Here is a 13,727-nt window from a genome sequence, read left to right on the forward strand (position 1 = left end):
CATCAGGCGTGCCGCTCATGCGCGCCCGCCGCGTTGATGTCTTTCCCGGTGAAGTCGGTCATCAGCGCGGTCGCGATCAGCGTGATGACGGCGCAGACTGCGATATAGCCCGCGATCGCGGTCGCCGAGTGGAACGTGCCGAATAGCCAGGTCGCGATCAGCGGCGCCGGGCCGCCGGCGATCACGGAGGCGAGCTGATAGCCGAGCGAGGAGCCGCTGTAGCGCAGGCGTCCGGTGAAGCTCTCGGCGATCAGGGCAGCCTGCGGGCCGTACTGCATGTCGTGCGGGATCAGCGACACGACGATCGTGAGGAAGATGATCGTCGCCGAACCGGTGTTGAGCAGCGCGAAATAGATGAAGCCGAACACGCCGGTCACGGCTGCGCCGATCATGTACATGTTCTTGCGGCCGATCTGGTCGGAGATGTGCCCGCACAGCGGGATCGCGACGAACGACAGCACCGAGGCCGAGAGCACCGCGGTCAGGAGGAAGTCGCGCGACAGGTGCAAGGTGCCGATGCCGTAGGAGAAGACGAAGGCGGTGAAGATGTAGAACGGCGCCTGCTCGGACAAGCGCGCGAAGGCGGACAGCAGGATCTCCCTCGGATGCTCCCTGATCACCGTCAGCATCGGCGTGCGGTCGAGCTGACGCTCGGCCAATAGCCTGGAGAACACAGGCGTTTCCAGAATGCCGAGGCGGATGTAGAGCCCGACGCCGACGAGAGCGAGGCTGAGCGCGAACGGAATGCGCCAGCCCCACGCCAGGAACTGGTCGCCCGCCATCTGGCTGAACGCCAGCACGGCGAGATTGGCGAGGAACAGGCCGCAGGGCACGCCGAATTGCGGCCATGACGCGATCAATCCGCGCGAGCGGTCGTTGCGCGCCCATTCCATCGACATCAGCACCGAGCCGCCCCATTCGCCGCCGACGCCGACACCCTGGATAAAGCGCAGCACGGTCAGGATCACGGCGCCCCAGATGCCGATGCTCTCGTAGGTCGGCACCACGGCCACCGCGGCGGTCGCCAATCCCATCAAGAGCAACGTCGCAATCAGCGTCGACTTGCGGCCGATGCGGTCGCCATAGTGCCCGAAGATCGCGGCTCCCACCGGGCGCGCGACGAAGCCGACCGCATAGATCGCAAATGCCTCCAGCGTGCCGACCCAGGGGTCTGAGTGCGGAAAGAACAGCTTTGCGAACACCAGACCGGTGACGGTGCTGTAGAGGAAGAAATCATACCACTCGATCGCGGTGCCGACGGTCGAGGCAATCACGGCGCGACGAAGCTGGCGCTGATGCTCGGATGGGGTGAGCTGGGTGGCGTCGAGGCCAAGCGTTGCCATGGGAGGACCTCCCTCGGACCCCCCCCCCGCGTGGATGATGACCAAGCGGGTCGTTTGGGAACAAACGGCCTTGGGTTCCAAGGGTTCCAGCCGAACCGGGAGCGGAGGCAAAAACCTCAGTCGATCGGGCACAGCGAAGCTCTCCCGCCGGCGTTACGCTATGAGCGCCGACCCGCTCTCGCCCGGCAGCTCCGTCAGCCTGTCGCGCCTCGTCTCATGACAGCCCGAGCGCCCGCCCGTCGCTGCGCGGGTCGTGTGCCCCGGTGATGCTTCCGTCGGCGTCGATCCGGATCGCGCCCGGATGCCCCGCGAGCGGGCTCTGGGCAGGTATCGGACTCATTTCGTGGCCGCGCTCGGCGAGCTTCTTGAAGACCTCCTCACCGGCATCCTTCTCCAGCTTCAGGCTGTCGCGCGAGTCGGAGAACGTCTTGCCAAGCAGAAAGCGCGGGCGGGACAGCGCCGTGAGCGGATCCATGTTGTAGTCGATGAGCCTTGTCAGCACCGCCGCGAGCGTCTGCGGCTGGCCGTCGGCGCCCTGCGTGCCGTACAGAAGGTGCGGCCGTCCGCCCTTGAGATACATTCCGGGATTGAGCGTGTGGAACGGCCGCTTGCCCGGCTTGAGGCAGTTCGGGCTGGCAGGATCGAGATTGAACGAGGCGCCGCGATTGTGCCAGATGATGCCGGTGTCGCCCGCCACCATACCGCTTCCCCAATCGTAATAGACGGTTTGCAGCATGCTGACGCAATTGCCGTCGCGATCGGTCGCGGCAAGATAAACCGTATCGCCCTTCTTGAACACGTGCGGCCAAGGCATCGCCTTGTCCATGCTGATGGCCTTTGCATGCGCGTCGAGGCTGCTCGCCGAGAGCAGCTGATTGACCGGAACGTCGACGAATTCCGGATCACCGATATAGCGATTGCGGTCGATGAACGCGTGCTTCACCGCCTCCACCAGGAGGTGATAGTAGTCGGCGCTGCCTTCCGGATACTTCGCAAGCTCGAAGCGGTCGAGGATACCCATGATCTCGAGCGTGGTGAGACCTTGCGTCGGCGGGCGCAGCCCGAGCAGTTCGCCCCCGCGATAGCTGACGCGCAACGGCGTTTCGTCGCGAGCCCGGCAGCGTGCCAGGTCGTCGGCGGTGAGCGGTGAACCGATCTGCTTCAGTCCGGCCGCAATGCGCGCGGCGAGCTTTCCTTCATAGAAATCGCGCCCGCCGTTTGCCGCCAGCATCTCCAGCGATCTGGCGAGCTCGGGCTGGACCAGGGGCTCGCCGATTTCGGGCATCCGGCCGGCGGGCATGAAGATGCGCTGGATGTCGGGCCAGTCCTTTAGGTTCTTCGCTTCCATGTCCTGCCAGAAACGCTGCGACGGCGTGACCGGAAATCCCTTGCCGGCGTATTCGATCGGACGCTCGAACAGCGACGCCCAGCTCTGTTTGCCGCCCCAGGACTTGCGGCTGAAATCGAACGCCTGGTCCCAGACATCGACGGTCGTGGCCGCGGTCAGCGCCGACCCCGGCCCGCGGATCGGGACCGAGCCGCTGTAGTTCGGAAGATTTGCTGCGGCCTGGCCTACGCCGGACAGCGTCCGGACGTTTCCCTTGCGGTCGCTGATCACCATGAAGCTGTCGCCGCCAAGGCCGCTGAAGTGCGGATAGGTCACGCAGAGGGTGGCGCCGATCGCAATCACGGCCTCGATCGCATTGCCGCCCTTGCGCAGCACCTCGAGCCCCGCCTCGGTGGCGAGCTCGTGCGGACTGGTCACCATGCCTGTCTTCGATCGCGCCAGCGCACCCGCGCTGTCGAACGCCCAGACCGGTCTCGGCGCGGCGGCGGCGACTGCCGTGAGCATCGATCCGACCAGCAACTCCCTGCGCGACATGCCGATATTGGCCATCCGTCTATCCTCCCGTTTTCTTCGTCGTATCGACGTCGTTGTGCGATCGCTGCGGAGGCGGCGCCGCGTCCCTGATCCCGAGGGATCGTGTCGGGTCGTTTCCCCGCTCAAATCTGAAGAAAATTCTTACTTCGGTCAAGCCCGCTCCGCGCCCGGTTTGCCCGCAGCGACAGACATCGGAGGATCAACCGAAAAATCTGCGATGACTAACCACGGGCTTGCAGTCCAATCATTCCGGGAGGCCAGCTATTCCAAGTGCCTCCCCCAAAGGCTGCCGCAAGGTCTGACACGACTGCCAATTCGGCGAAGTGTCGGCCGTATCGAAAACTCGGCTGCAGTTCCAGAAGCATTGCTGCAGCCGCCTTCGCTTCGTCCAGCCGGCCGAGCCTGGCGAGCGGCGCAGCTAACGTCATGTAAGCCATGCTAAAGCCCGGACTGGCCTGGACAGCTTTCCGTCCCGCAGCAACAGCATCGTCATAACGAGCGCGATGAAAGTGCCCGAGCGCAAGCGCCATCAGAGCTGTCGCGCGCCACGGATCAAATGGACTTAGGCGCAAGCCGCGCTCAGCCCATTCGCTGGCGCGCTCGGCCTCTCCGCCATACGCAAGAACGATACTTCCGAAGATGTAGGTGTACGCCGAGGACGGACTTAAGGACAGCGCCTGTTCAAGCAGCGTTAACGCTGCGGCGCGATCCCCGTCCCTCCATACCGATGGTAAAGCTCGCAAACGTCAAGGCTGTCGCATCATCCTGGCCATGGTCGATGGCGGCTCCGGCATGCTGCATGGAGGCTATGCGATGCTCTTCCTGCATTCCTTCACGCAAGTAAATTGCATGATGGCACTGAGACCTGAGACGCAAACGCATGGGCAAGGGCATAGGTCGGGTCGAGCGCCAGAGCGCGCTCCAGAAGAACCAGGGCTCTCTTCGACTGCGCCGGCATTCTCGAGTGAATATCGGCGTGTGCCTGCAGGACGAGATCATAGGCGGTCAGGTTCTCCGGCCGCTTCCGCCTGGCGCGATCGACTTCGGCAAGGCGCAGGCTTGGCTCGATCGCGCCGACAACGGACAGCGTCACGTCGTCCTGTAACGCGAAAATATCATCATATTTGCGATCGAAACGTTCCGCCCAAACATGTATTCCAGTGACAGAATCAATCAGTTGCGCGGTGATCCGCACGCGATCGCCGCTCTTTCGCACGCTGCCTTCGAGCACATAGCGCACGCCTAATTCACGCCCGACCTGCTTCACATCGATCGATCGGCCCTTGAAGGCGAAGCTCGAATGGCGCGCGATCACAAAGAGCCACTTTATGTGCGACAGGCCGGTGATGATGTCCTCGACCATCCCGTCGGCGAAATATTCCTGCTCGGGATCGCCACTCATGTTTTCGAATGGTAGCACCGCGATCGATGGCCCGTCCGGCAGCGGCAGCGGTTCGCCGGCCTCGGAAAGCGACCTGGCTGGAGCCCCAGCAGAAAATGCGACCGAGCGCACCGCATAGAGCCGCACCGGACGCTCGATGTTCTTCAGGGATCTCTCGCCGAGATCATCGATCGTAAGCACTATCTTTCCGCGCACCTGCCGATAAACGTCGTCCGCCAGGTACACGCCGCCCGGCTCACATTCATTCTCGACACGCGCGGCAACGTTGACCCCGTCACCGAAAATATCCTCACCATCGATGATGATATCCCCAACATTTATTCCGACCCGGAACTGGATACGCAGCGCGCTACCTTCAGCCGCTCGTTCCACCATTTGCTCCTGAATCTCGACCGCGCAGGTCACGGCATCGACGGCGCTGGCGAATTCAACCAGCATGCCGTCACCGGTGGTCTTGACGATGCGCCCCTTATGGGTGGCGATCGCGGGATCGACGATCTCACGCCGGTGCGCTTTCAACGCTGTGAGCGTGCCGATCTCATCAGTCCCCATCAGGCGCGATTAGCCCGCGACATCGGCCGCGAGGATGGCAGCAAGACGGCGTTCGACCCGCGCCTCAGCCATGTGGTCGGCTGCGTATTGGAGGCCAAGTCCAACTGGAGGCCAAGTCTATGCGTCAGAACCTGAGCATGTCCATCGAGTTCCCGGCGTCGACGATGGGGCAAAAGGCGTATGCTTCGGTCCCAAGCCCATTTCGCCTTTGCCCCTGAAATGCGGACACCGTGGACACATGAATCCACGCGCTCAAAAACAAAGGCCCGCAGCACGCTCCGGGCCTTTCGCTTTCAGCGCAGCAACGCCGCCGCCCTCACCTCAGCGCCGACATCACGATCAGGCCGAGGATCAGCGCGGTCACCGAATATTTGAGCGTGTAGTACACGTCCCGGTTCCACTCCTTGACCTTGCGGCTTGCAAGATGGATCTCGTAGAGCTTGCCGAACACCTTGTTCAGCGCGCCGACATGCTCGCCGTCGACATTCTGGGTCGCCGACGCCTTGACGATGTTGTGGCTGACCCAGCGGTTCATCGCGGTCATGAAGCCGTACTTCATCGGACGCTCGACGTCGCAGAACAGGATGATGCGATTGACGTCGGTCTTGTTCTCGGCGCTGTGGATGAAGGTCTCGTCGAACATGAAGGCCTCGCCGTCGCGCCAGACGCATTCGACGCCGTCGACCAGGATGCGGCACTGGTTCGAGTTCGGCGTGACCAGGCCGAGGTGATAGCGCAGCGAGCCGGCGAAGGGATCACGATGCGCGCCGAGCTTGCCGCCGGGCGGCAGCATCGCAAACATCGCGCCATGCACGCTCGGGATCGAGTTCAACAGCTCGACGGTCTTCGGGCACAATGTGCGCGCCGACGGTAGGAAGTCGTCGTACCATTTCAGATAGAAGCGCTTCCAGCCGCTCTTGAAGAACGAATAGAAACCCCAATCGTTGTTCTTTGCCGCCGCGCGGATAAAACCTTCGTCGAACAGCCGTACCGCCTCGTCACGGATGGTCTCCCAGTTCTCGCTGAGTTTCTTGAGCTCGGGGAACTGCTCGACCGGGATCACCGGCGTATTGGGCACCGCGGAGCCCGCATACATCAGCACATTGTAGGGCGCGAGATAGGTCGAGTGGTCGCCGAGCTGGCGGGCAAACCGCAGCCGCTGGCGGCCGCGGAAATGCACATAAACCGTAGAGGCCACAAGCACGTAAAGAATTACGAGCTGCGGCGCGAAGAGCTGTTTCAACATCGTTTATCCCCAATCGCGGTCCCGGCGCATCCGCGCGTCCCTGCGAAGCAAATTCCGGTGAAGGAAGCCCCCAAGGACATGCGGAGGTGGAGAGCGCATTCCCATGTCCGCGACAATTTGCCTTATTTCATCATGCCTTAGCCCCCGCAGCAAGGCCGGGAGGCCATACCGGAGTGCCGTCGCGAGGCGCCATGTAAGGATGCGCTCACCGTTTTTGAAGTTCCGCAAGCGCGCATCGCTCGCAAGAAACCGAACATGAGCGGACGATCGGATCGTGCCTTTGCGAGTATCTGAAAACGGCAATGATGGACCGGCTACAAAGGCGATCGACGACGCCTGATCGTTTCACGAAAGATCGAAATTTCAGAGCAACTCAAGCTGATTTGGGTTTCGGGGGGACCGTGAGCGCAATCGACCTTCAGCCTAATGCCTCTGGATCATTCCTTCCGGCAGGCGTCACCAGCGGGGTGTTCGTCCTCGCAACAAGGACAATCTTCGCATCACATACTCGGCAGCGCCCACCGTCAATTGCTGGGGTATCTGAGCGTCCGCAATAGCTCGGTGATGCCGAAATCAGCGGCAAGCAGGCGATCAGTCTCCAGCGAAAGGTTGCGTCTGAGATGGTCAATGTCTCTGTAGAGATACTCGCCGTTAACGTAGAGCCTGCAATGGTCGTCCCTGCACAGGGCTCGCCCCGGATACGTAACCGACACATTTGGCGTCGTCGCCGATATCCTCCCCAACATCGCGTAGGTGGTCTCGTCGATGCTACGGGCGAAGGTCTTCCTGTCCAGTCCGGCGACGGGTCCGCATCGTCGGTAGATGTATTCCTGCGGATAGGTGCAGAGCAACGGCACGCCAGCGGGGCGATAGGGAACGTCGCCGAGAAGCACCAACGAGCGACCAGGCGCGCTGATCCTTTGAAGCGTCTTACGGATCGCGCCTTCGAAAGCGAGGCTCGACGTCACCTTCCCGCCGCCATTGTCGTGGGTTAGGGGCTGGATAGCCGTCCAGGGCGTCGCCAGCGCGACGATCAAGATATCTGGATTCTGATCGAGAACGCTGAATGCCAAAGCGGTTTTTTCGGAGCACCAATCGAAGTACTTCTTGCCTTCGACTGGAGGCATGTCTCGGATTAGACCGGTCAGCTTACCGTAAACTGGGCTGCAGCCGTCGATTACGACAAACGCCGTATCGGTCTCAAGACCTGCTTGGTTGAGCAGCGGCACAAAATGATCGGCATGGCTATCACCCCAGAGGAGGGCTCGCTTCTTCGCCGATTCCCACGGGGCGCCGAAGGCGCAGAGACGGCCTCCGACCACATCTGCCTGTGCTGGACAGGGCCAATCCCACATCACGTTGAGACTGCTGATAGCCTTCTCTTCATCTGAGAGTCGGCTCGGCAGTCCGTGGTTAATATGGATGAACACCGCGGCGAGGAACACCGCGAGGCCTGACGCCAGACCGTTAAAGACGACCGTTGACGCGCGCCAGGGCCTCCGTCGAAAAGGCGTTTCGATGTATCGATAAGAGAATATAGCGAGGATGACTGAGATACAGGCGAACGCGGCTGCTTCGCGAATTCGCGGCTGGGCCCCGTTGATGTAGTTGCGGAAGAGCACCCAGGCGGGCCAGTGCCAGAGGTAAAGGCTATATGAAATCAGGCCAATCGGCCTCAGACGGCTGAGCCAGCCTACAATCCAGCCGCCGTTCCCTCGCGGCCATATGACCAGTGCCGCTCCGAGACAGGGATAAAGTGCCGACAGCCCGGGAAAGGCTGTGTCAGTCACCACGAAAAATCCGGTGCCAATTAGTGCGGCTCCCGCGAAGGTGGCTACTTCCCCGGCGGCGCGTGGCAGTGGCGGGAGAAACACCAGGAGCGCGCCTATTGCCAGCTCCCATGCGCGGGGTATGGCCGTGAAGAAGGCTGATTTCGGGCTATAGTCGAACCAAAACAGGCTAGCGCCAAACCCCAGGATGACGATGCCGGCAAGAGCGACGGCAATTTTGGTCCGGCTACTCCGGCGGGCGATAATCCACAGGATCACCGGCCAGGCCAGGTAGAACTGCTCTTCCACCGCAAGCGACCACGTATGTAGGAGCGGCATAAGCTCGGCCGCTTGGTCGAAGTAGCCGGTGTTCCAGAGGAAGAACAGATTTGATGCACCGAAAGCTGCGGCAGCGGCGCTTGCGGCCAAATCCTTGTAGTCGCCTGGCATCAAGAGGAAGTAGCTGGCGACCAGCGTTGAAGTCAGCATCGCGATCAGCGCCGGCAGAATTCGCCGAATGCGCCTGTCGTAAAAGCTCAGAATCGAGAACTGCCCGTCACCGATGTCATCCATCAGCCGGGAGGTGATCAAGAAGCCACTGATCACGAAGAAAACGTCAACTCCGGTGAAGCCGCCCGGAAGCCGCCAGGCCTGCGGCATTGGGGCGCCATAATGAAACCACAGGACCGACAGTACCGCGACGGCCCGGAGCCCGTCGATATCTGGGCGGTAGGAGGTTTTGAGGTGGCTTGAAACTGGAACTTGCGGGGCATGCATGATGCAACCGCGTAGCACCTTACGTCCTACCTAGGCAACTAGAGCCAACTTCCGTCCCCTACTAGGTGTGTCATATGAAGTTGTGCGCGATGCCATTCGTTTTTGCGCGCTACAGGACGCGGCTGCACACGAGACGGACGTGCCAAGGCGGACGGCGAAGTCGTGTGGTCCTGACGCTGGTGTTAAGTTGCAAGGGACTCGTCCTTGCAGCCACGGTGGCAAAAAGCCCGGCCTCACCGGGGGAGAGCACGAAGGAAACCGTAAAACCATCGCGTAGGGAGAGCCGGAGTGATTCCGGTTTCACCTGTGGTCCTACCCTCGTACTTTCTTTGCACAGGACCCATGTGTGCGATCGGCACCCGGCTTTCCCTGCGCCCTCTGCCTTCCAAGAGGGTGGAAAGTAACGCAAGCCTCGGACAAACCGCGCCACCAGACTGCGAACTCACATCCTCATCGCTGTTTGACATGTGAAAAGATCTAACCCCCGTCATTGCGACGAGCGATAGCGACGAAGCAATCCATGTCGCCCGATTGTGGCCCGATGGATTACTTCGCGGGCGCGCATTCGCACGACCCGGTGGCTCGCTATGACGACGGCAAAAGCCGAGCACGCAACTCCATCCCCATCATGCTGAGGAGGCCGCACGAGCGGCCGTCTCGAAGCACGACGGCCACGATTCGGGCCGTGCATCCGTCGAGGCTCGCTTCGCGAGCACCTCTGGATGACGGGTCGGCGTGCCCTACGTGGCAACAATCAGGTCCGCAGCGCCTGCAGGCCCTTGAAGGTCAGGCGCTTGGGGTCGCGGACGCCGGCAAGATAGAGCTTGCGGATGAAGGCGGTGACCGCATCACGGTCGCAATCGGTCAGCGCAACCACGGCGTCGACCGCAATCCTCTGGGCTTCCATGGGAACAAGTCCTCCGCTGCAGCCTCGAACCTGGAAGCCTATGCGCCGCCGGTTAATCTGCCGTTAACCCTCTCTCCAGGATCGCCGATTCGCGCTATCGGGCGTATACGCGAAACAACGGATGGGAGGCCCGGTGGCGTTCGGCCCACGTCAGGCCACCGGCCGCAGCTGCGTCACCGTCGCTTGCGTGGGCTGCTGCGCATTCATGAGGTCGGCGAGCCGCGCCCGCAGCGTCGGATAGCGCAAGGCCTCGAGCGGCGACAGCTTGGCCATATCGTACAGCGGCGTGCGCAACCACGCTTCCCGCTCCTGCTGTCCCTTGGGCACGAAATCCGGCAGCTTCTTCAGCGCAATGCCTTCCCACAGTTCCTGTCGCCGGTAGAGCAGGACGGAGACCGCAAACACGGCCGCCATGGTCGCCCACATCAGGCCCACCAGCAGCGCGTTCCGCCATCCGTGCTGGAGCATCATGCCAAGTGACGTGTAGTTTTGCAGGGCTTCGAACCGCGGCTTCAGATAGCTGATCTGGCCCTGCAGATTGTAAAGGTTGGGAAGCACATCGCCCTTGTAGGGAATCGACTGCAGATAGTCGTCGAGCTCGCAGCCGGGCCTGAACAGGCGCCGGCCGCCGCCGAGGTCGCCCATCTCGTCGCATTGCCTCAGGATCGTAGCGATCGTCTCGGGCTTGTAATTGCCCGAGACCAATTCGGCCTTGGCGTCCTGCAGGCTCTTGTCGAGATTGCGGATCGCCGCCTTCGAAACCGAATTGCCGAACCATTGATCGTCTTCCTTGTTGGCGAGCAGCGCCGTCTTGATGTTGCTCAGGCTGTTGATCGCGGCGTCGGTCACCTGCTGCGGCGTGCTCGTCACGACCGTGTAGTCGGCCGGCCAGTACAGCACGAGCAGCGCGACCAGGACGACGGCTGCGTAGATGCCGCCGGCAAATGCGGACGTTCTGACCAGTTGGGGCGAGTTGGCCTGATAGCCGATCCTTGCGGCGACCGCCTCCTTGGTCGGGGTCGATGTCGCAGCCCAGCTCATCAGAAGCTGGAACACGAGCGTCGACGGCAGCGCAATGCCGAACGCCACCAGCAGCATGGCGTAGAATCGTCCGCTGCCGCCCTGATGCACGGCGAACGTCACGAGCGAGGCGACCACCGCGATCGCGACCGTCGCAAGCACCGAGCAGCGCAAGATGACGTCGGTGCTGTACTTCCAGTCGCCGCTCGCGAGCTGCTTCTCGCGCGACCGCGTCACGAAGAACGCCGTGAGCAGGAAGACGAGGAAGGCCAGGGTGAGATGCCATTTCTGCTCGACCGACGCATCGTGAAACTGCATCTGCCGGATCTTCAGCGCGGCCAGGAAAACGAGCAGCGTGCCGCCGAGGAAGAATATCAGGTGGAACATGAAGGTCGCCGGCGACCGTGGCGCCGGCGCGTTGGCGTTCAGCCTGAGCCCACTCAGCTTGGCGTTGACGGCGGTTTCATTGTCGCAACCGCGCCAGAGGATCGAGGCAAGGAAGACGGCCAGCGCATTCTTGAAGGCGTCGATCTTCCGCGACGTTGCCTCGTCGGGATCGCCACGGTCGAGCTCCTTGGCCAGCGCGTCACGCTGATCGCGGACGAAGCTGAAGGCGCGTTCGTTCTCCGGCTGCCGCATCAGCAGCTTGAACTGGTCGTCCTTGTCGCGCAGCTGCTCGAGCCGCGAATAGAGATATTTGGCGCGGATCCAGTTCTGCCGCGAGCCCTCCTGGCTGTCCTGCACCATAGCCAGCGTCGCCGGCGAAAACTCTCCGGCGGCCCGCAATTCCTCCTCGTTCAGCGGAAAACTGCCGTCGAGCGCAACGGCGAGATTGGTCACGGCATAGGGGATGTAGGCCGCTTCATGGGCGATCGACCGCAGCCATCCCTCCATCCTGCCGAGGTACTTGTTGTCGTCCCGGCTGCCCATCAACGTGATGATGGAGGTCGCGGCGAGCGGCCAGGCCGAATTGTCCATCGTGCCGACCGATCCGGTGTTGATCGAGAAGTAGGACAAGATCGGCGCGATCGCCGCTGGGCCGATCGCGAGCAGGATGCCGTAGAAGCCGAGCATCAGCGAGACGTAGATCGTCAGCCCCTTCATGTATCGGGAATGCGACGTCAGCGACTCCGGCGCGAGCTCGATGAATTCGCCGATTGTCGTCTTGGCGTAGGTCGGGACCTTGTAGTGATCGATCGAGAAGACCACGACCACCAGGACACCGAACAGGAACGAGGCAATCTGCGCCCCCGTGATCTGCTGGATCGGCAAATACTGCGTCCACTCGCAAAGGGTGAACAGAAATGCGGGGCACTGTGTCATGTCGCCCTCCATCAAAAACGCGTCGACTAGGCAATCTCTTGAGTAGCAACCTCTTGGACAATAACCTCACGTCCCCGAACGCGGCGCTGCTCGCGCCCCTCGCGCACCCAACGAACGAACCTGCGGAAGGCTTCCGCGGCAGGCTGGATCGACAGCCGGCAGAAATTCGTCTCCGCCGTGTCGAGGGCGCCGTTCTCCTGCATCTTGTTGGCTGGCGCGCCGCCGCCGCAAATTGCAAAATACCGGCACTCCGCGCGACAGCGATCAACGCCGCGGCGGATCTCGGCCTGGGTCCGGGCAACCAGCGCGCTGTCGAGGATCGTCTCGAAATCATCGGACAAGATGTTGCCGAACCTGAAATCGTGATGCGGCCGCGACCGCACCTCCATGAATTCGGGCGAGAACGTCGTGACGTCGCCATTGGCGGCGACCACCAGCACATCCCAGGCATCGATCTGCTCGTTGTGCAGCTCGCCGCCGGCCAGGATCGCCGCAATCCGCTCGACCTCCTTGATGTGCAGCGGATACTGCTCGAGATAGGCCCGCCGCAGCAGGCTGAACAGGAACTCCGCCATCGCCTCGCGCTGGTCGTCGCCGTCGAACGAGCTCACGGCATGGCCGCCCTCGGACTCGTCGATCGAGAACGAGACATGGGTGATGCCGTTGTCGCGGTAGAATTCGAAATAGGTATCGGCGGCCTGCAGCGAGCGCGGATGCAGCACCGTGACCACGTTGGGATCGATGCGCGAAGCCTTCAGCTCACGGAGTGCACGCATCGCATGGGACCAGGTCCCCTTGCCGTTCCGCGTCTTCCGGCGTGCGTCGTGAAATGCCTGTGGCCCGTCGATCGAGAGCCCGATCTGGGTGTCAGTCTCCTGCGCGAACGCGATCCAGTCTTGCCCGAGCGCGATCCCGTTCGACTGCAGCGAGAAATGGGTTTGCGCCGGCGCAGTCCGCCGCAGTTCGACATAGGCCCGCCGGTACCAGGCGAGCGGCACCACCGTCGGCTCGCCGGCGTGCCAGATGACGGTCGGCGCGGCGTCTGCGGCCATTCGCGGGAAGACCCTGTCCCGGATCGCACCGACGACCTCGGCGCTCATGACCGTCCGGTCGTCGCGATTGCGCAGGTAGCAGTAGTCGCAGCTGATGTTACAGAACGGCGTCGGCTGAAGCACAATGAGAACGGGCCGCCACATCGCTCAACACCTTCGCCAGACCCCGCTGAAGCAATTGAAGAAGTTGAACCACTGCGAGAGCTGGATGCGGCTCACGCCCGCGCCGCCCTCGTCGCGTCCGCTTGTCGCGGAGGCGTCGCGCAGTGTGTCAGCAAGGCTGCCCGACCGGAAAAAGCCGGCGGGATTGGTGTCGATCGGAGCGTCGGCGTTCACGGGGTTGGTGGTGGCGGCCAGTACAAAGGCCAATGGCCAAATTTCTCTAAAATGCGCCATGTCGTCCTCCAGGAAGGACTTAACAGATCAAACCTTACACCCGCGTCCACAGGTTGCA

At 62.2% G+C, this 13,727-nt stretch carries 10 protein-coding genes; all 10 read right to left on the bottom strand.

Annotated elements, in window-relative coordinates; all coding sequences use genetic code 11:
- Nucleotides 1–2: 2 nt before the first annotated feature.
- The gene (locus tag ACFFWD_RS22250; protein ID WP_376968626.1) at nt 3–1,343 is read right to left on the bottom strand and encodes an MFS transporter; all 1,341 of its coding nucleotides are present in this window, start codon (nt 1,341–1,343) and stop codon (nt 3–5) included.
- A gap of 214 nt (nt 1,344–1,557) precedes the next feature.
- Complete coding sequence (ggt, locus tag ACFFWD_RS22255; protein ID WP_376968627.1) at nt 1,558–3,240, bottom strand: gamma-glutamyltransferase; 1,683 nt, start codon at nt 3,238–3,240, stop codon at nt 1,558–1,560.
- A gap of 206 nt (nt 3,241–3,446) precedes the next feature.
- Nucleotides 3,447–3,755 carry a tetratricopeptide repeat protein gene (locus ACFFWD_RS22260; RefSeq protein WP_376968628.1) on the bottom strand — a complete coding sequence of 103 codons (309 nt, stop codon included), beginning with the start codon at nt 3,753–3,755 and terminating at the stop codon, nt 3,447–3,449.
- Nucleotides 3,756–4,057: 302 nt separating this feature from the next.
- Entirely contained in the window at nt 4,058–5,179 is a 1,122-nt protein-coding gene (locus ACFFWD_RS22265; protein WP_376968629.1) for an adenylate/guanylate cyclase domain-containing protein, read from the bottom strand.
- Between the two features lie 316 nt (nt 5,180–5,495).
- Nucleotides 5,496–6,425, bottom strand: coding sequence for an aspartyl/asparaginyl beta-hydroxylase domain-containing protein (locus ACFFWD_RS22270; protein WP_376968630.1), 930 nt, complete (start codon nt 6,423–6,425; stop codon nt 5,496–5,498).
- Between the two features lie 524 nt (nt 6,426–6,949).
- Complete coding sequence (locus ACFFWD_RS22275; RefSeq protein ID WP_376968631.1) at nt 6,950–8,971, bottom strand: acyltransferase family protein; 2,022 nt, start codon at nt 8,969–8,971, stop codon at nt 6,950–6,952.
- 754 nt (nt 8,972–9,725) lie between these two features.
- The gene (locus ACFFWD_RS22280; protein WP_376968632.1) at nt 9,726–9,878 is read right to left on the bottom strand and encodes a hypothetical protein; all 153 of its coding nucleotides are present in this window, start codon (nt 9,876–9,878) and stop codon (nt 9,726–9,728) included.
- A 150-nt stretch (nt 9,879–10,028) separates the two neighbouring features.
- Nucleotides 10,029–12,221 carry a hypothetical protein gene (locus tag ACFFWD_RS22285; protein WP_376968633.1) on the bottom strand — a complete coding sequence of 731 codons (2,193 nt, stop codon included), beginning with the start codon at nt 12,219–12,221 and terminating at the stop codon, nt 10,029–10,031.
- A gap of 26 nt (nt 12,222–12,247) precedes the next feature.
- Nucleotides 12,248–13,417 (bottom strand): cyclophane-forming radical SAM/SPASM peptide maturase GrrM/OscB, encoded by a 1,170-nt coding sequence (gene grrM / locus ACFFWD_RS22290; protein ID WP_376968634.1) that lies wholly within the window; start codon nt 13,415–13,417, stop codon nt 12,248–12,250.
- A gap of 3 nt (nt 13,418–13,420) precedes the next feature.
- Complete coding sequence (locus ACFFWD_RS22295; RefSeq protein ID WP_376968635.1) at nt 13,421–13,642, bottom strand: hypothetical protein; 222 nt, start codon at nt 13,640–13,642, stop codon at nt 13,421–13,423.
- Between the last annotated feature and the right edge of the window lie 85 nt (nt 13,643–13,727).

The organism is Bradyrhizobium erythrophlei, from assembly GCF_042430365.1.
GTDB lineage: Bacteria > Pseudomonadota > Alphaproteobacteria > Rhizobiales > Xanthobacteraceae > Bradyrhizobium > Bradyrhizobium erythrophlei.

Excerpts from the sequence above, each read along its gene's own strand:
- ACFFWD_RS22280 (WP_376968632.1), bottom strand. The coding sequence starts at position 9,878 with ATGGAAGCCCAGAGGATTGCGGTCGACGCCGTGGTTGCGCTGACCGAT.
- grrM (WP_376968634.1), bottom strand. The coding sequence starts at position 13,417 with ATGTGGCGGCCCGTTCTCATTGTGCTTCAGCCGACGCCGTTCTGTAAC.
- ACFFWD_RS22250 (WP_376968626.1), bottom strand. The coding sequence starts at position 1,343 with ATGGCAACGCTTGGCCTCGACGCCACCCAGCTCACCCCATCCGAGCAT.
- ACFFWD_RS22265 (WP_376968629.1), bottom strand. The coding sequence starts at position 5,179 with ATGGGGACTGATGAGATCGGCACGCTCACAGCGTTGAAAGCGCACCGG.
- ACFFWD_RS22275 (WP_376968631.1), bottom strand. The coding sequence starts at position 8,971 with ATGCATGCCCCGCAAGTTCCAGTTTCAAGCCACCTCAAAACCTCCTAC.
- ACFFWD_RS22285 (WP_376968633.1), bottom strand. The coding sequence starts at position 12,221 with ATGACACAGTGCCCCGCATTTCTGTTCACCCTTTGCGAGTGGACGCAG.
- ACFFWD_RS22270 (WP_376968630.1), bottom strand. The coding sequence starts at position 6,425 with ATGTTGAAACAGCTCTTCGCGCCGCAGCTCGTAATTCTTTACGTGCTT.
- ACFFWD_RS22260 (WP_376968628.1), bottom strand. The coding sequence starts at position 3,755 with ATGGCGCTTGCGCTCGGGCACTTTCATCGCGCTCGTTATGACGATGCT.
- ggt (WP_376968627.1), bottom strand. The coding sequence starts at position 3,240 with ATGGCCAATATCGGCATGTCGCGCAGGGAGTTGCTGGTCGGATCGATG.